The 19,890-nt window shown below is 30.5% G+C and carries 11 protein-coding genes and 1 pseudogene; 10 read left to right on the plus strand and 2 right to left on the minus strand.

The genetic code is table 11. The features are described from left to right. The first annotated feature begins 177 nt into the window (after positions 1 to 177). The 9 genes and pseudogenes from BQ5344_RS08035 (at position 178) to rsmA (ending at position 10,262) form a co-directional block, all read left to right on the plus strand. Positions 178 to 1,025 (plus strand): annotated as a pseudogene (locus BQ5344_RS08035) (helix-turn-helix transcriptional regulator). Beyond that, positions 1,018 to 2,754: a hypothetical protein gene (locus tag BQ5344_RS08040; RefSeq protein WP_071124898.1), complete on the plus strand. Its 1,737-nt coding sequence runs from the start codon at positions 1,018 to 1,020 to the stop codon at positions 2,752 to 2,754. The pseudogene BQ5344_RS08035 and the gene BQ5344_RS08040 overlap by 8 nt, the downstream one beginning before the upstream one ends. A 133-nt stretch (positions 2,755 to 2,887) precedes the next feature. Next, a complete protein-coding gene (locus BQ5344_RS08045) occupies positions 2,888 to 5,203 on the plus strand; it encodes an AAA family ATPase (RefSeq protein WP_071125515.1) in 2,316 nt (771 codons plus the stop codon). 284 nt (positions 5,204 to 5,487) lie between these two features. Next, entirely contained in the window at positions 5,488 to 6,426 is a 939-nt protein-coding gene (locus BQ5344_RS08050) for an Abi family protein (protein ID WP_071124899.1), read from the plus strand. A gap of 495 nt (positions 6,427 to 6,921) precedes the next feature. After that, on the plus strand, positions 6,922 to 7,455 hold the full coding sequence (infC, locus tag BQ5344_RS08055) for a translation initiation factor IF-3 (RefSeq protein ID WP_021744546.1): 534 nt from the start codon (positions 6,922 to 6,924) through the stop codon (positions 7,453 to 7,455). A gap of 44 nt (positions 7,456 to 7,499) precedes the next feature. Next, positions 7,500 to 7,706, plus strand: a complete 207-nt coding sequence (gene rpmI / locus BQ5344_RS08060) for a 50S ribosomal protein L35 (RefSeq protein WP_026746377.1) — start codon at positions 7,500 to 7,502, stop codon at positions 7,704 to 7,706. Positions 7,707 to 7,912: 206 nt separating this feature from the next. After that, positions 7,913 to 8,257 carry a 50S ribosomal protein L20 gene (gene rplT / locus BQ5344_RS08065; protein WP_015769536.1) on the plus strand — a complete coding sequence of 115 codons (345 nt, stop codon included), beginning with the start codon at positions 7,913 to 7,915 and terminating at the stop codon, positions 8,255 to 8,257. A gap of 562 nt (positions 8,258 to 8,819) precedes the next feature. Continuing rightward, positions 8,820 to 9,374, plus strand: a complete 555-nt coding sequence (gene hpt, locus BQ5344_RS08070; protein WP_071124900.1) for a hypoxanthine phosphoribosyltransferase — start codon at positions 8,820 to 8,822, stop codon at positions 9,372 to 9,374. Between the two features lie 39 nt (positions 9,375 to 9,413). Continuing rightward, a complete protein-coding gene (gene rsmA / locus BQ5344_RS08075; RefSeq protein ID WP_071124901.1) occupies positions 9,414 to 10,262 on the plus strand; it encodes a 16S rRNA (adenine(1518)-N(6)/adenine(1519)-N(6))-dimethyltransferase RsmA in 849 nt (282 codons plus the stop codon). A 101-nt stretch (positions 10,263 to 10,363) separates the two neighbouring features. On the opposite strand, the gene BQ5344_RS08080 is transcribed toward rsmA, so the two are convergent. Both BQ5344_RS08080 and BQ5344_RS08085 read right to left on the minus strand, forming a co-directional pair. Continuing rightward, a complete protein-coding gene (locus BQ5344_RS08080) occupies positions 10,364 to 10,624 on the minus strand; it encodes a DUF4911 domain-containing protein (protein WP_071124902.1) in 261 nt (86 codons plus the stop codon). A gap of 16 nt (positions 10,625 to 10,640) precedes the next feature. Then, on the minus strand, positions 10,641 to 11,573 hold the full coding sequence (locus tag BQ5344_RS08085; RefSeq protein ID WP_205407998.1) for a tRNA 2-thiocytidine biosynthesis TtcA family protein: 933 nt from the start codon (positions 11,571 to 11,573) through the stop codon (positions 10,641 to 10,643). A gap of 824 nt (positions 11,574 to 12,397) precedes the next feature. Between BQ5344_RS08085 and BQ5344_RS08090 the strand changes: the two genes are divergently transcribed. Beyond that, a complete protein-coding gene (locus tag BQ5344_RS08090; RefSeq protein ID WP_071124903.1) occupies positions 12,398 to 19,888 on the plus strand; it encodes an autotransporter-associated N-terminal domain-containing protein in 7,491 nt (2,496 codons plus the stop codon). Positions 19,889 to 19,890 lie beyond the last annotated feature (2 nt).

Raw genomic sequence — 19,890 nt, forward strand, 5'->3', positions numbered from 1 at the left:
ATTTTCAGCGTTTTCTATTTTTTAGGGGAACAAAAATTAAAAACAAATATTTCCTTGAATTTATATTTGAGATTAGATATAATTTGTTTAGAAAAAATAGTTTAGAATTAAATTTAAAAGAAATAACTTAAAATTAGGTTTAGAAGTTTAAAAAAGTATTGTTGTAGGAGATTGGCTATGAAGAAGGTTAGAGTTACAATTTCGGATTTTATGAATGAAATTATAAAAAGTGATTCGGAGTATTTTAAAATACCTGTGGGAAGAATAGGGAACATAATTTTTAAATATTATATGGACAAAAATTTGAATAAAGTGGAATTGGGAAACTTTTCAGGAGAAGTGCTTCAGTTTAACTTAAATAAAAATAATGATGAAATTTTTATGGATACTTTTGTTAGAAGCAGAGTTGAAACTGAGGCTGAATATTGGAGAAATATAATTTTTACGTATATTAATAATTTACGATATAGACGTGAAGAAATATTATTTGAAAAGATTTTTAGGAAAATTAAGGAAGGAATACAGGGTAAGAGAAAGATAAAAATAAAATATCACAAATATATAAGGTTAGTAAATCCGTATTTTGTAAAAGTGGCAGATGATGAAAACAGATCTTACCTGTTCTGCTACTGTGAAAAGAATAATGATTATAGGAATTACAGAATTTCAGAAATAGAAGAAGTATGGTTTACAAATGAAAATATTGAAATAAAAGATAAAAATATATTGATGATGTGTATAAAAATTTTGATCCATTTCTATCGTATAAGAACACAGTTAAAGTTGAATTTACAGAAAAAGGAGTGGAATTATATGAAAAAGTTTTGACAAACAGACCTAGACTTTTAAATAAGAAAGATAGAATTTACACCTTTGAATGTGATAACAAACTTGCATTGGTATATTTTGCACAATTTTTTTCAAATGTAAAAATCTTAGAACCAATTGAATTACAGGAAAAATTAAAAAATGAACTTAAAAGGACAATAGAAATATATGAAAATAAGGAGGAAAAAAATGTTTAGATTAAGAGGGAGCAGAAGAAGAAAAACGGAGGAAATTATCAAAAAATTTTTAAAAAGTTATGCTCAAAATGAGAAAAGTGAAAATAAAAAGGATTTGAGAAGCTGGTTAATTTTTGAATTGCAAAATGAACTAGTGGTAAAGAAGCCAGAGGAAATAGAAAAAATGGCTGATGAACTTATGAAAGGAGTTGAAATTTATTTTGACAAGAAAAAGGAAGTGGAAAAATATCAGAAAGTTGGTATAAGCAGCAGTGATTATGTGGGAGATGTGATACTGGATAAAATTTCGGAAGATGTAATAAATGCGGAAGTTGTGGATAGACAGCAAATTATAAGGGATATGAAGGAAAGCAGTGAAATTTTAGCAAATTACAATGAGGCAATGATATATGAAGCGGCTGCAATAAATGATCCACAAGTAGTGGCAAATACATTAAGTGCAGCTAAAGCAAATGTTTATGTTGACAATGTAAATTTAACTATAGGCAAGTCAAATGAAGAAATTTTGTCAGCACTTACAACTAAAACTGGAGAAATAAGCCAAAATCCTAATTTAGATGGATTTATATTTGAAGAACGTCACGCTGGAACATTTAATATAGATGCGGCAGTTAAAGAAAAAAACTACTATGCAAAGGCATTAAAGCCAGAAATAGGCGAAACTTATGGAAAAAATTCGATTGATATGACAATAGAAGATTCTGGCAAGATTGTAAGAAAATATCAGGCAAAAGCCTATAAAAATGCCAATGAAACTGCAAAATCATTTTATGACAGACAGCAAGGTTACAAATATAAATTTCAGTCAAAATTAGTTCCGTCAGATCAGACTGGAGATATTCCAAATGCAGTAGATAAGCTGAAATTTGGAGAAGTGGAAAGTAAAAATATAAGTAAAGAAGAAATAAAAAATATTCAGGAAAAATACCAGTCTGGCGACAAAGAAGCAGTAAAATTCAGTTTTGAAAAAGATGTAGACGTTCTTGCAATAAGCAAACAGATAGGAAAACAGGCTGTAATCAATGGAACTATGGGAGTTGGTATTGGAATGGCTTTGGATGTTGGAACAAAACTTGTTTCTGGAGAAGAAGTGGAAGTTGCTGAAGTAATCGAGGCTGGAGTGAAGACTGGAACTTCAATGGGACTTTCAACAGCAGTTGCTGGAGGAATAAGGGTTGCAGTTGAAAAAAATGTTCTACCAAAAGTTCTTACAGGAGTCTTAGCAAATAATAATATTGTTGGAGCAATTGCGGCATCTTCAATTGATATTATAGGAACAGCGTTTAAATTAGGTTCGGGTGAAATAAGTCTAGGAGAGGCGACAAAAAGGGTAGGAACGTCAGTAGGCTCTGCTTATGGAGCGATAGTTGCTTCAAATGCTGGCTTTATAGGTGGAATGGCAGTGGCTGGAGCAATTGGGCTGGGAGCATTGGGAGTTGCAGGAGCAGTTGTTGGTGGAGCAGTGGCACTTGCGGCAGGAGCAGTATGTGGAATAGTGGGAAGTAAAGTTGGCGGAGCGATAGCAAAAGGAGTGGGAACTATTGCAAAACCTGTAATTGATGGTTCAACTGAAATAGTAAAAAAAGGGACAGAGGCAGTAAAAAACGTTGCAAAAGGAGCATGGGAAGGAGTGAAAGCAGTAGCTTCAGGTGTAAAAGCAGTAGGAAGTGCCTTAAGTTCGGCAGTTGGAGCAGTAGGAAGTTTTATTGGAGGATTATTTGGCTGGTAAAAATAATAATATTATTTTAAAATTAAAGTTAAAAAATTCTAATCAAACTCTACAGTGTTAGATTAATTTAATTTTAGATGAGTTAGAGCATATGTATAAAAAAATTGAAATAAATAAAAAATCAGGAGGAAAAATGGAAACAAATTTATCAAAATATTTAAGGGCAAGAAGACCTATAATTTGGGTACACAGTGGAGATTATAAGGAAGTTGACACAATTGTGAAGGAGGCGACTAAAGAATATGAAAATAAGGCGATTTTTGAATACAGGGCCTTTGGAGTTGTGAATTTTGAAACGAAGGTTAAAAGTGATGAAATTGTGGATTTGTATAGTTTTTTAAATATTCTGTTTTCTGAAGGTGTTAAAACTAATGTGTTTTTGATAATTAAGAATGCAGAAGAAGAAATGAAAGATGCTAAAAATATTGCACTTATAAAGAAAATAGCAGAAACTAGATATTCAAATTCAGATTATAATTTTACAGTGATTGTAGTAACAGAAGTGGAAACAGTGCCGAAGGATTTGGAAAAATTTACTTCGATACTTGATCTTCCAAACATGACAAAAGACGAGATTGAAAAATACATTTGGAACTTTGCTAAAGAAAATAATGTGAATGTGGATAAAAATGATGTTGGGGAAGTTGCAATTTCGTTAAAAGGATTGACAAAACTGGAAATAGATCACGTTCTGAATATGATAATTGAATCTAAGAATAATATTTCAATTTCTGGAAGAGATATAATCATTCGTGAAAAAGGACAAATAATTAAAAAATCTTCAATTTTGGAAATTATTGATTTTAAGGAAAAAATTGAAGAAATTGGTGGACTTGAAGGGCTGAAAGAATGGTTAAGTTCTAAGGCACAAGTATTTAGAAGACTGGATGAAGCCAAGAAATTTGGAGTGGATACGCCAAAAGGAGTATTGCTTGTGGGAATGCCGGGCTGTGGTAAAAGTTTGGCGGCAAAAGCAAGTGCAAGATTGTTTAATGTTCCATTATTAAGGCTGGATATAGGAAGACTTTTGGGAAAATACGTTGGAGAATCAGAACACAATATGAGAGTGGCACTAAAAACAGCAGAATCAATAAGTCCGTGCATTTTATGGATAGATGAAATAGAAAAAGCCTTTGCAGGAATAGATCAAAATGGTGGAGCAAGCGACATAACAAAACGTCTATTTGGACAATTTTTGACTTGGTTACAGGAAAAAGAAAACACGGTATTTGTAGTAGCAACAGCCAACGATATAACAGCCTTTCCGCCAGAATTTCTAAGAAAAGGACGATTTGATGAAGTATTTTTCATAGACTTCCCAAATGAGAAAGAAAGAGAAAAAATATTTGAAATTCACCTTGAAAAAAGAGGAAAAATGTCAGATGATATAAATTTAAAAGAACTGGCAGAAGAAACAGAAGGCTACTGTGGTGCCGACATAGAAGAAATCGTTAAAAACGCAGTTGAAAATAAATTTATACTAGAAACTGAAAATGAAGAAGATAAGAAAATCACAACAAATAATTTATTAGAAGCAACTAAAAGTATAGATTCTTTATCGAATATTTTATCAGATAAAATAGATGTTTTAAAAAAGAGCTACAAAAAATTCAAAATAAAATCAGCTTCTCAAAAAATAAAAAATGGTAAAAGAATAGATGGAAAATCTACATTCAAAGATATGGTTATAGTAAATGGAGGAAAATATACACCATCATTCTTTAATGAAGAAAGAGAAGTTTGCAATTTAGAAGTTTGTAAATATCCAACAACACAAGATATGTGGATGGAAGTAATGAAGAAAAATCCATCAAAATTTAAAGGTGGAAGACGTCCAGTTGAGAATATATCTTGGTGGCGCGCTTTGGAGTTTTGTAATAAATTGAGTGAAAAACATGGATTAAAACCAGTGTATGACTTGAGCCGAAAAGAAAAAGGCATATTAAGAATACATCAATCAAATGGCAAAATAGAGTACCCAAATGTAGCAGATTTTAGAAAAACTGAAGGATTTAGATTGCCAACAGAAGTTGAATGGGAATGGTTTGCAAGAGGTGGAGAAATTGCAATACAAGATGGGACATTTAATTATAAGTATTCAGGCAGTAATAATGTATATGAAGTTGCTTGGAATAGAAATAATTCAGAAAAGCGTACTCATGATGTAGGAATGAAGAAACCGAATCAATTGGGACTTTATGATTGTAGCGGAAATATTTGGGAGTGGTGTTATGATACATCTGGTGATGGATATATACCTGAAAAAACACCATACAGGTATGATGAAAGTGTATCAGGTAATAGATTAAAAGGAGGGTCTTTTTATAGTGATACAGAATATTGTAGTGTATTTAATTGTAGTAGAGATAAATTAATTTGTAAAATATGGAGTGGTAGCGAATGGGTTCGACTCTGTCCTACAAGCTTCCGTATTGTTAGAACAATTTAATTTTTATGATTCTTCATTTTTTAGGTTTTGAAACAGGGGGGATTTTGACTAAAAAGGGAAAGAAAATAACGGAAATGGGGGATTGAGCAGGTTTTGGGATTTATTAAAAAAAGTTTAAAAATGTGGTTGACAAAAAGTAACAAAAGTGTTATAAATAATATGTGGATCGTACTATATCAATGATTTCTTAAATAGAAGTCGATATAGGCTGAATTATAATTTAAATTAATATAAAGGCTCTCTGTTTGGAGGGCTTTTCTGATATTTTGGAAAGGAGATTTTTTGTGGATCAGCCATTTAAAAAGTTCAAAGAGCAGGAAATGATTATATCAAGCAGAATGAGCATTGATAAAGATACAATTTCTATTTTGAAAAGATTTAATTACTATTCTATTATAAATTTTTATAAAGCTCCTTTTTTAGAAAAAAATAAAAATTTGAGAGGAAAAGATAAATACATTGAAAATTTTAAATTTAAATATTTAAAAAGTCTTCATGATTTTGATAGGGAATTGAGAATTTTATTTTTTGATAATTTGACATTGCTTGAAAGTTTTTTCAAAACAGCTATTTCTTATTATTTTTCTGAAACAAACGGAATTTTGAAAAAAAATTCGTATCTTCTTTTAGAGAATTACAATACTGGAAAGAAAAATTCAAATATTCTTAAAATTTCAATGGTAGTGAATACGTTGAAAAAGATAAAAAAAGATAATGAAAAAATGATAATAAGACATTATAATACTACAAAAGATAATATTCCTTTTTGGATTATAATTCACTATTTAACTTTTGGAGATATTAGCAAACTATATTCTTGTTTACATAAAAATGTATATGATAAAATTTGCGATCATTTTAAAAATTTGTATAAAGAAGAATATGGCAATCTTCCAAATATAACTCATTCATTTGTAAGAACTTATTTAGTTGCTAGCTCTCATTTTAGAAATGTTGCTGCCCATAATGAAAGGTTATACGAATTTTCTTCGAGAGAAACTGTTAATATAAAAAAAGTTAGCGATATGACATCAAACAGAAATCAAAAACTCTTTACGATTTACGAAGGATTAAAATTATTTCTTTCTAAAGAAGAATTTGATGCATTAACAGAAAAATTAAAATTGATTATCAAAACTTTGGAAGATAAATTAGAAAATATTGTAAATATAAACGATATTTTATCAAGAATGGATTTTCCAAATGATTGGCATAAAAATTAACTTTTGTCAAAAAATAAAGAATGTAGTTGACAAAATATTTAACATATATTATAATTTATTTACATTAAAGCCTTATTTATTTAAGGAAAGAATGGTAATAAAAGATTAAGAGCCTTATTCGTTAAGGACTACCGAAGGTATATTCAAAAAATATGCCTGTTTTTTTTATAAAATGTCAAGGACAAGAAGTCAAAAAAAATTCAAAATTTCCTTGCAAAATAAAATAAAATATGATAAACTATTTTAGTAATTAAATTAGAAGTAGAAACATTGTTTCTCACCTTTCCATCAATATATTTAGGTTTTGGATTGATTTTCCAAATAAAAGTAGAATGTTTTATTCTATTTTCAAGATGAGTTGGGTATTAGTTATTTGATATTTTATAATGAAATAAGTATTTTTGTTATGATAATTTTGTTGTGAAATTTATTTATATAATAACTATTGAGCAAGGTTTCTTATATCTTGTTTTTTTATTGTAAAAAAATTAGGAGGTGTTTTTTATAAGAGGAAATAACCGATCTGATGAGCCAAGAATGAATGAGCGAATTAGGGCAAGAGAAATTAGAGTTGTTGGTGATGATGGAGAACAGTTTGGAGTAATGTCAGCTAGAGATGCGTTAGCACTTGCAGCAGAAAAAGAATTGGACTTAGTTGAAATTTCACCAAATGCAACACCGCCTGTATGCAAAATTATGGACTATGGAAAATTCAAGTATGAGAAAACGAAGAAAGACAAGGAAAATAAGAAAAAACAAAAAAATGTCGTTATTAAAGAGATTAGAATTAAACCTCATATTGACGAGCATGATAAAGAAACAAAAATTTCTCAAATTGAAAAATTTATAGCCAAGGAGCATAAGGTAAAAGTCAGCCTAAGACTTACAGGTAGAGAAAGATTACATGCAGAATCTGCTATTAAAGTATTAGACGAGTTTGCAAGCCATTTTGAAGAAACTGCAACAGTTGAGAAAAAATACGGAAAAGAACAGGTTCAAAAATTTATTTTATTATCGCCTAAAAAATAAAGGCAAAATTTAAAAAAGTGAAAAGTGATTTAGGAGGAAAGAAAATGCCAAAAATGAAAACACATAAAGGAACAAAAAAAAGAGTTAAAGTTACAGGAAGTGGGAAAATTTCTATAAGACACTCAGGAAAAAGCCATATCTTGACTAAAAAGACTCATAAAAGAAAAAAACGTCTAGGACAAGACGCAATCGCTCCAAAAGGTGCTGAAAGAAAAATCAAAAAAGCATTGGCTGGACAAGAAGGAAGATAGTTTAAGTAATTGCTTTAAAATTATTTTTAAAAAAGCAATTTAATAAAATTTATTACTTTCATTTAAAAGTGAAATTAAAAAAGGCAGTTTAGAATAAGAATTAACCGCTTTTTATTAAAAAATCAAAATTAAAAATTGACAAAAGTTAGTTCTGAATATTAAATATAAAGAACAAAAAACGGCTAAAATATCAAGGAGGAAAGAAGATGCCAAGAGTAAAAACAGGAATAGTTAGAAGAAAAAGACATAAAAAAGTTTTAAAAGAAGCAAAAGGTTATAGAGGAGCCATAAAAACAAATTATAAAAAGGCTAATGAAGCAGTTAAAAAAGCTATGGCTTACGCAACTGAACATAGAAAATTGAAAAAAAGAAAAATGCGTGAATTATGGATTATCAGAATTAACGCTGCTGCAAGATTAAATGGAATTTCTTACTCAAGATTAATGAACGGACTTAAAAAAGCTGGAATTGAACTTGACAGAAAAGTTTTAGCAGACTTAGCATTAAATAACCCTGCTGAATTTGCAAAATTAGTAGAAAAAGTTAAATAGAAATAAATAACAAATCAATACTCAAATGGTAATTTTTTAATTTAAAATAAACTATTTGAGTATTAATTTTTTTAACTTATAATAAAATAGATATTAAAAAATTGTAACAAAAAAATCTAAATAAATTAGATTTGATTAGAAAGGCTATACTTGTAAACCTTGTAAAAAAATAAAGTTTGGATTATGAGATAGCCCTTTTTATATAGGGAAATTAAATAAATAATGTTTTTTTGGGCTATCTCATAAAATGGTCTTTTATTCAAAAAAACAAATTTCCCTATATAGCCAAATGATTGTTAATTATTAATTAACTCTCTTTTGACATTACTATTATAACATGAAAGTTAAAAAAGTCAATACTATAAATTAAATATTTTTAAAAAAATTTTGAATTTTTTGGAAAATATATATTTTTAATTCTTGAGAAGGAATTTAAATAAATTTAAATTATGTTTGAAATTATTGAAAATCGAGGTAAAATAAAGTTTAAGAGAAGCTGTTTAGTGTTTGTGTATTTTTTTAACAATTATTTTGGAAAAGAAATTAATAATGGAGGAAGATTATGACAAAAGATGTTGAATTTGGAATAAAAGAGCAACTGATCACTAAAGAAGAAATTCAGAAAAGATTAAAAGAATTAGGAGAACAAATTACAGAAGATTTTAAAGACGAAAATGAACCGCTTATAGTTGTTGGGCTTTTAAGAGGATCCATCGTATTTATGGCTGATTTGATCAGAGAAATAAGATTACCACTTGAAATCGACTTTATTGAGGCTTCTAGCTATGGAGAAGGAACGCAGACTTCTAGAGAAGTTAAGATTCTGAAAGATTTAAGAAGTACAATTAGCGGAAAAAATGTGTTAGTTGTAGAAGATATTATTGATTCAGGATTTACGCTGAAAAAAATATTACAACTTTTAGGAAGCAGAAATCCTAAGAAAGTATCATTGTGTACATTGCTGGATAAACCTGAAAGAAGAGAAGTTGAAATTGACGTGCAGTATATAGGTTTTGAAATCCCAAATGAATTTGTTGTGGGATACGGACTTGATTTTAATGAAATTTACAGAAACCTTGAGTATGTAGGAATAGCTGAACCATCGGTTTTTGAATAATTTATAATAGTTCTAGGATACATTAAATAAGGAGAAAGATTGAAAAGAAATAAAGAAAAATATCAAAATAAAAATAAATATTTTGAAAATGAAAATCATAAGGCTAAAAAAAAATATGGACAGAATTTTTTGAATGACAGCAATTTGTCAGATGAAATTTTAGACATAGCAAATATTGATGAGGAAACAGAAGTTTTGGAAATAGGACCAGGATTGGGATTTTTGACAGAAAAATTGATTGAAAATTCTAAATTTTTGACTGCTTTTGAGATAGATGATGATTTGATACCGTTTTTGGCTAAAAAATTTGAAAACAAGCAAAATTTTAAATTGATTCATCAGGATTTTATGGAAGCAGATTTGGAAAAATTTTTTGAAAATAGAAAAAATGTTAAAGTTGTGGCAAATATTCCGTATTATATAACTTCGCCGATTATTAACAAACTTTTGGAATATCGTGAGAATATTGATGAAATTTATTTGATGGTGCAAAAGGAAGTGGCAGAGCGAATTGCCTCCCAGCCTCATAGCAAAAATATGAGTCTGCTTACGCATGCAGTTCAATTTTATGCTGAAGCAGAATATCTGTTTACTGTGCCGAAGGAAAAATTTGATCCTGTTCCAAAAGTTGATTCAGCATTCTTAGGAATAAAAATTTTGAAAGATAAAAGATACGAAAGCCAGATTTCAGAAGAAAAATATTTTAAATATTTAAAAGAAGCCTTTTCCAATAAGCGAAAGAGTATAGCTAACAATTTAACAAAATTAGGATTTTCAAAGGATGTAGTTGGAGCTGCACTAGAAAAAGTCGGAAAGACAAGGCTTGCACGGACTGAAGAGTTTTCTGTTCAGGAATTTATCGATTTTATTGGGATTTTGGAAAAATAAATTAATATTGCAATTTATGATTTTATAAAATTTTAGTTTAAAACAAGAGCAGAATATTAGTAAGTAAATTCACGATAATTTGTAAATGAAAAGGCTTGGAATTATAACACTCCAAGCCATTCTCTTTTTTCTAGAATTTCTATTTCGATATTTTTTTGCTTTAATGTTTCGATTGCGTTATCCATATCATTTAAAAGATAAGAATTTGTGAGAATTTTTATTAAACCGCTCTGATTGTCAAGAGTTCTTACATTTCCTAATCCATCGTATGCTTCTATGATTTTATTGATAAAGTCGATATGTTCTTTTTTTGTTTGAATAATGTATTCCCAGCTTTTCATCTCTTTTTCATTTTTGTTCATATTTTTATCCTTTCTTTTAAAACTTGTCTAAGTATGAATATTTTCCGTCAGAGTCTTTCCAGCCTAATATTTTTTCCAAATTTACATTTTGTGTTGATTGAACTATACGTTTTTTTATATCAGGATTATTTTTTACAAGCTGTGCAATTAAGTCCTTGGTTTCACGACGTTTGCTTGAAGTCTTTTCGGCAGCTACAGTACAGCCACAGTTCATTGGCAAGATACCGTTATTTCGTACCCATTTTATAATTGCTTTTTCTTCAACGTAGAATAATGGACGAATTAATTCTATCTCAAAATTATCGGACTTTAGTTTTGGTAACATTGTTTCAAATTTTCCCATATAAAACATGCTCATTAGAGTGGTTTCGATAACATCGTCAAAATGATGTCCAAGTGCTAGTTTGTTGCACTCAAGCGAAGTTGCTTTTGTGTAAAGGCTTCCACGACGCATTTTAGCACACATATAGCAAGGATAGTCTTTTGCAATCTTTTCTGCAATTTCAAAAATATTATCATTATAAATCTCACACGGAATATTCAGATGTTCTAGATTTTTTTTCAAATTATTCAGATTGGCAGGATTAAATCCAGGATTCATTGAAATAAACACTAACTCAAAATTAGTTCTGCTGGCTCTTTTCAGCTCCTGAAACAGCTTTGAAAGCAAAAGGCTGTCTTTACCTCCAGAAATAGCAACTGCAATCCTGTCACCATCTTTTACCATTTCAAATTCTTTTAAAGCTCTGACAAAAGGTGTCCAAAGTGCTGAACGGTATTTCTTCTGAATACTTTTTTCAATAGTTTCCAGCGGCTGAAGCGGAACAGACGGTAAAATTGTTTCACAAACTGCACTTCCGAGAGAAGTAGAAGCAATGTTGTCAGTATTTGTTTCATTATTTATTGTATTTTCATTATCGAAATCGTTTTCGATGTTTTCTAAATTCATTAATTTATAACTCCTTTTAAAATTTGTTTCTTTATAGACTGTATCAAGTTTTTAGTAGATTGTCAAGAACAAAATACACAACGCTAGATGACCCAAACTTTACAAATAAAATAGAAAATAGAAATTAAAACTTTGGTTGTGATATCACAATCAAGGAGAGAAGATTTAGGAGAAAACTTTTGTATTAAATATAAACAATTATTCAAATTACCTAATTATAATTATACATTTTTAAAAGAAAATTATAATAATTATTTGTTTGGGATATAGTTAAATTTAATCTAAAGTATACATTTAAAATTATAAAAACACGTAATTTGAATTAGGGCGTATCTGAAAACTCTTTAAATAATAAATTTTTAACAAATTTTTTCAAAATCAAAAATAATAAACACTGTTTTTATCGCAATTTAAATAATTTATAAAATCAAAAAACCATTAAAAATAACATCGATTTTGAGTTTTCAGATACAGCTTAGTTAAGTATTAAATAAACTTAAATATATTATGTTATATTATGAATTGATTGAAATATGATAAATGTTATTTTATATAACAATTTTTAATTTTTTTATTAAATAAAATTAATGTTATAAGAAATATCAAAAAAAAACAAAGAATAAAACAAAAAAAGTTGATTTTTTTATATTTTTTTGATAAAATGTATTATAATATAAAAATTGTAATCAATATAAATAAGATATGGCTGTTTAATAAGATAATTTCTAGCATATAACTAATTTATAGGGACTTTAGGTTAAATTAATGAAGGGTAAGGGAATATTGAAATTATAATATTAAGAAAAAACAAAAAGGAGAGAAAAATGACTAATAATCTAAGAAAAGTGAAAAAGGATTTATGTTCTTTTGCTAAAAAGTATAAAAATTTCAAATATACAGATTCTGCATTATTTGCATTTTTATTGACAGGGCTTATTACAGTCAAAAATAATTCATTTGCAAAAACAAAAGATACATCAATTAAGACTCAAGAAAATAAAATCACAACGTCAATAAAAGAAATAAAAAGCAAAGTTAGTGAAACTAGAAAAGAAAATAATAAATTAATAAAAAATGTTAATCTAGAACTAATTCAATTAATGGAGCAAGGAGATCATGTTGTAAAATCCCCTTGGAGCTCATGGCAATATGGGGCAAATTTTTTCTATAATGATTGGAAGGGTACATATAAAGGATTAGGAGATAAAGAAGAAAAATATATACTAAATTCAAAATTAAATAGAGGTCAATGGTGGGAAAGAAATGTATCTCCAAGTAGCAAAATGTATGATAGAGTAGCAATTTCTCAAGATCCTCTTTCAACATCTACAAAATCAAGAAAAAATGCAGGAGAAGTGTATGGTCTTGTGGGAACGGTACCTATACCTGATCCAGGAGTACCTATTATTATTCAGCCAAGAATAAATGTAGCAATACCAAATATTCCTAACCTAAATATAAATCCTAGAGCTATTAACCCTAATCCTAATTTTACTATACCTGAAATAGAAACAGTAACGTTTGATCCAATTTCAGTAGCTGCAATAAGACCAAATGTATTCCAGCCACCTAGGCTTACTGAACTTTCAGTAGGATTTTCACAGGATTCAGTAGGACCAGGGTTTTATGGGGATCCAAATGCAATAGTAAATCAAAGTAATGCAGTAGCAAATGCTTCAGGAACAGATATAACAATAGATGATAGAGGTTTTACTGTAAATGGAGCTTTTACTTATGAAGGTGAAAGAGGAGTTATTAATGCAACTCAAAAGCTTGAATCTAGAGGAACTGTTAATGGAAGATGGGAAAATAAGGATTCAAGAGTTGCAAGTGGAGCATATCCAAATGGAACAAATATATTCAATAATTTACAATATCTAAATGATAATGGTTATGGATATGGAAATAGACCAGGATATAAATTAGACGATACATCTGGAGCTGGAATAACGGCTGTATCACCACAAACAGTCTTTAATATTACACAATATCAATTTAAAAATCCTACAAATAGTTCGGCACTTAATAGAGCACAGCAACCGCTTCCGACAACTATAACTGGAACGTGGACATTAAGAAATAATACACAAACTCCTTTTGGAAGAACAGAAGGAGCAGCGAATGGTTGGGCAGGTCAAGCTGGGACTGCTAGAAAAACAGCTAATACTGTAAGATTTATCAGTTTAAATCCTACTGGAGCAGGAGTAGGAGGAAGTACAGCATTTGGTCCTGTAATAGTTGAATTTGATGGGAAATTGAATTTATACGGAAGAAATATAAGAGACGTTATTGGTTCATCAGTAAATGGTGTATCTCATGGTAAAGCTGGACGTCCACATTTAACAATAGGAATGGAAGTTCAGACATTAGCAGGTCAAGCAGCAGTCCTAATTAATAAAGGAGAACTTAATCTTGAGAAAGAAAGTGCAAAAAATGATGGAAATGCAAGTTATCTTATAGGAATGACTGCAATGGTGGAAGGTTATACAGAATATGCACCTACTAATAATATGATACCTGGATATGGTGGTCCTGCACCTATAACATATAGACCTTGGGCTTCGGAAATGAGAAACCAAGGGAAAATTAATGTTAAAAGTGTTAACAGTATAGGAATAGATTTTGCTGAATTTGGATTTAATAAATATGCAGACAGCCAAGATTTTAGAGTAAGTTCAGCAAATCACAATGAGGATGCTAATAAGTATAATGTATATAAACATAAATCTTATGATGAAAAAGGTTCTTTGAATATGTATGTTAAGACAGGAAAGATTGATATTAGCAGTGTTGACACAAATTCAGATCCTACAAATGTAGAAGGTAGTTATGGTATAAGAATACCAAATGTATTTGCCAAGGGTATATCACAAGCAGGAACTGTAGCACCTGCAGATTTTGTACATGGTTCAGGAAATTTAGTACCAGCAAATCATTTGGGAACATCACACTATGATGAAGATGGTATTTATTATGATGAAACAATAATTGATGGAAAACAAGGAATGGTTAATGTAGGAGGAAAGCATAATGTTGGAGTATCAATATCCAAAAATATAACTGGTTCAGGAATGTATGCGATAGCAAATCCATATCAGGAAAATACTGTAACATTGCCAGCAAGTTCAGGATTTACATCTCCTATTAAATACGGTACAGGGCATGTAAGTGTGTATAACTATCAGAAAGGTATTGGTTATGATGGTGATGGGTTAGAAGCCAAAGATGCAGCTTCTGCGGCAAGTATAGACAATACTGGAAGATATGATGCTGCAACATCTACTACTGAAGACCCTATCGGAAATATATATAATTTAAATATTACAGTAGATGGAATTGAAAATGTTGGATTACTTAGAAATTCAGATTATATGGCAGGAGAATATTCAAGTACTGCAAGAAGTTTGGCTGAAAAAGATTTTAGAATTACAGATGGACATATTGAAAGTATAGATTTTTCTAACACAGCAGATGGTGGAACATTATTTAGGACTGACAGATATGGAATAAATTTAATAAGAAATTTGACAGTTAATCCTGGTAATGCAAGTGCTGCTGCCAATAGATATAATATTGTTATGCTGTCGAATATTGCCACTCAATCAAGAAACGCTAATGCTCCAGCGATTTTCCAAATCAATGAAAATGATACAATATTACCTAAGGTGAAAAATACAGGAAATATTACAGTAAATGGTGGAAAACAAAATGTAATAGGACTTATGGCATATCAAGGAGCTAAAGCAGAAATTGAAGGAAATTTGAAAATAGGAGATAAAGCTTCAAATAGTGAATCTAAAACATCATTTGGGTTAGTAGTTAGTGGTAAATCAGCTAAGTATAATGCAGGTAATACGGCACAAACTTTCTGGGAGCTAGATGCTAGTGGTAATGATGTTACAAGCCAGTATGTAGGTAGCAAGACTTATTCTGAGGCGACAAGTAAGGGGAATATTGATATTTACGGAGAAAAATCAATAGGGGTATATAATAACGCTGGAAAATATACAATGAATGGTGGAACTATAAAGGTTGAAGGTAAAAGTGCTATAGGAGTATATGCTATAGCAGAAAGAAAAAAAGATGGTGCAATAATAAAAAATGCAGAAGTATCATTAAATAAAGATGCAGCCAATCTATTAAATCCAGGAAAAGTGGAAGTTGAAGGAGAAGGTGCAGTTACTCTTTATGCCGTAGATGGAGCAGATATTGGACTTACAGATATGGATTTATCAATAACAGGAAACAAAGCTTTATTATTTTATAGTGAAACTAAAGGAAAAAAAGCAGACTCATTTGGAAATCTAGTATTAGATCCAATAACTGGATTGCCTACAGAAGATAAGTCCCAACTTATACTTCGTGGAAATTCAACTGCTACAATAAATCCTGGAGCAACAGCCTTTTATGTGAAAATAAATGGAGCAGGTTCAAGTCCTCTAAATGATGTAGTTCACTCATCTTCTACAGGAAATATTACAGTAAACTTGAAAGAAAATTCAACACTTATAGTAGCAGAAGGAAAAGGTGGAAATACAGGAGGAGAATTGCTTTCAAATCTTACATCAACAGGAAGTACACACATAATACCAGTATATACAGGGGTAGCAGGAGGTTCATATATTCCGTATAAAGCTACAAGACTACCTCTTACTATAGATCAAAATGTAAATCTTGATAACCCTATTGATGCATATTTAAAATCTGAATTTAGTTCATCAAGTATTACAGTAAACGCAGGAAAAAGTATCACAGGATCAGGAGCAATTACATCTCCGATAAAGCTTGCTAAAAAATCTAAAGTAGCTATAGCTCAGAAAAACAGTACAACAGGAGCACCAAGAAATGATGTAATACTTACAAATAATGGAACAATAAGCCTTACAGGTATAGGAATGGCAGGAATTGTTGGAGAATATTCAGAAATCTATAATAATAGCGTATTAAATACAATAGGAGATGATTCTACAGGTATTATTACTTCAAATGGTGGAATTGCAACAAATAATGGAAGCATTACAGTAGGAAATAATGGAGTAGGAATAGCAGGAATAAACTATCTTGGAGTAGGAGATGCTACATATACTGCAGGACAACCTACTACAGGAAATGGAAGCATAGAAATTGTTCATAATGGAAGTATTAACTCTATAGGAACTGGAGTTTCTTCAATTGGAATACTTGCTAAAGATGTAGATACAAGTGCTGCTGGAAATGCAGTAACAGCTGCATCGCCTGTAAGCATAACATTAAAAAACGGTTCTTCAATTGATATGTCGGCAGCTCCAGATTCTATCGGAGTTTACTCAGATGCTTTATATAGAGGAAGTGTAGCTAAAATATCAGATAATGGAGCTAATATAACAATAGGAACTGATGGAGTGGGATTACTTGCTAAGGGAACAGAGATAAATGCAACTGCAGGAAATATAATAGCTGCTAATAATGCAAGAGCTCAAGGAATATTTACTGATTCAGATATAGTAAGTTTTAAAAATATGACATTACTTGGAGATGGCTCGATAGGTATTCATAACTATGGAGTGAATACTCTTTATCCAACAAACCAAGGACGTAATTATGTAAATATAACTAATGGAGGAACTATTACATTAGGAAATTCAGCAAGCATAAATAATCCAAGTATCGGAATGTATACGAAATATGGAAATATAAATCATCAAGGAACAATAAATGGTGGAAACAATGTAATTGGAATACTTTCTGACACTCCTTACGCTGTAAATAATAATGGTACAATTTCATTTGGAGATGGTGCAATTGGAATTTACAAAAAGCAAGGAAGTACGACTCTTACTTCAGGAAGTAACATAACTGTTGGAAATGGTGCAATTGGAGTAGTTTCAAATAATGGAAGCCATATAGAAAATAATTCTTCAAATATAAACATAGGAAACAGTTCGTTTGGATTTGCTGTTTTGGGTAACGGAACAAATACTTATATAAGTAATCCTGGTTCAAACTTAAATATGGGTTCAAATAGTGTTTATCTATATAAGGCTGGTCCAGGAAACGCAAGTACATACACTACTGTAAGAACTGCAGGAAATAATAATGCTGCTCTTTATGCAACAGGAACGGGAGCTGTTATTAATAATTATGGAGTTATAGATTATTCAGCTGGAGTAGGAAATGTAGGAGCTTACGCTGAAGCAGGAGCGTCTATTAATAATTTTGGAGAAATTACAATAGGACATTCTGTGATTAAGCAAGGAGAAGAAGCATATTCAATTGGTATGGCAACTAAAGGTGGAACTATAAGAAACGTAAACAAAATTAATGTTACGGGAGATTATTCTATAGGAATGTTTGCTCAAGGAGCAGGATCAAGAGCGATAAATGATGGAATAATTGATATAAGTTCATCAAAAAATGGATATGGAATGTACATAGATGGAAATGGTGCAGAAGGAATAAATAATAATTTAATAAAAACATCTGGTACAGGAAATACTGCAATTGGAATAGCAGTATTAAATAATGGAACATTTACAAATAATGGAACAGTTGATATAAATCTTGCAAACTCTACAGGAATTTATTTAAGAAATGCTATTATTAAAAACTATGGAACAATTAATATATCAGGAGCAGGTTCTGTAGGGGTAAGAAGTAAAACAGGAAAATATCAAGATGCTTCAGGAAATATAACATCAGTAAATTCAACAAATTTAGGAAATGCAGTAAATGCAGCTCAAGGTTCGTATGACCTTATTACAGAATCAGCTAGTGATCCTTCTGTAACAAGAGGAAACTCTGCGATAATAGCAAATGAAGATGAAAATGGAAATATTATAAGAAAAGCGTATGTAAATGGCGTGGAAGTACCTATTCATGATTTAACGGCTCTTACACCAGATGTAGGAAATTACGCATTCTCAAATGTGGGTATTTATGTTGATACATTAGGAAGAACATCGCCTATTAATTGGGTAGATGGATATAATCCTTTAGTAGACAATGATCTTATAATTGGAACGGAAGTAACAGAATTAACAACTGCTAAAGCAATAAGAGTGGGGAGTGATATAATAACACCATTCTTAAGATCAGGATACCAAATTCCAACATCATTAAATATACGTTCTGCAGCACTGACATGGGTAGCAACACCTACGCTTGATCCATATACAGATGAGCCTACAGCAGTTACAATGACAAAACTTGCATATACAGACTTTGTACCTAAAACAGAAAATGCTTGGAATTTTGCTGATGGATTGGAACAAAGATATGGTGTAGAAGCAGTAGGAACAAGAGAGAAAAAATTATTTGACAAGTTAAATAGCATAGGTCAAAATGAACAAGTATTACTAACACAGGCTTATGATGAAATGATGGGACATCAATATGGAAATACTCAGCAAAGAATTAATTCAACTGGAAGTATGCTTGACAAGGAATTTAAACATCTTAAAAAAGATTGGAGAAATCCGTCTAAACAAAATAATAAGATTAAAGTATTTGGTATGAGGGATGAATATAAATCAGATACAGCGGGAATCATAGATTATACAAGTAATTCTTACGGATTTGCGTATGTTCACGAAGATGAAAGAATTAAGATGGGTAATTCAAGTGGATGGTATGCAGGAGCTGTAACAAATAGATTTAAGTTTAAAGATATTGGAAAATCAAAAGAGAATCAGACTATGCTTAAAGCGGGAGTATTTAAGACAATGTCACCGAAAAAAGATTATAACGGAGCATTACAATGGACAATTGGCGGGGATGTATTTGCAGGTTTAAACAATATGCAACGTAGATATTTGGTAGTAGATGAAATATTCCAAGCAAAATCTAGTTATCATTCTTATGGAGCAGCTGTTAAGACAGATTTAGGATATGATATAAGAATGAGTGAAAGAACTCATTTGCGTCCTTATGGAGCGTTAAAAATGGAATATGGAAGATTTAACGATATTAAGGAAGATAATGGAGAAGTAAGACTAGAAGTAAAAGGAAACGATTATTTTTCAGTAAGACCAGAAGTTGGAGTTGAATTTAGATATGTACAGCCGTTAGCGGTAAGAACAAATTTATCTGTAGGCTTGACAGCGTCTTATGAGAATGAACTAGGAAAAGTTGGAGAAGTAAACAATAAAGGAAGAGTAAGATATACGACGGCAGACTGGTTTAAGATAAGAGGGGAAAAAGATGACAGACGTGGGAATGGTAAATTTGACTTGAATATCGGAGTAGACAATACAAGATTTGGAGTTACGGTAAATGGAGGATATGACACTAAGGGTAACAATGTAAGAGGTGGAATAGGATTTAGAGCTATTTACTAATA

Origin of the sequence: Leptotrichia massiliensis (assembly GCF_900104625.1) — a bacterium.
Lineage (GTDB): Bacteria > Fusobacteriota > Fusobacteriia > Fusobacteriales > Leptotrichiaceae > Leptotrichia > Leptotrichia massiliensis.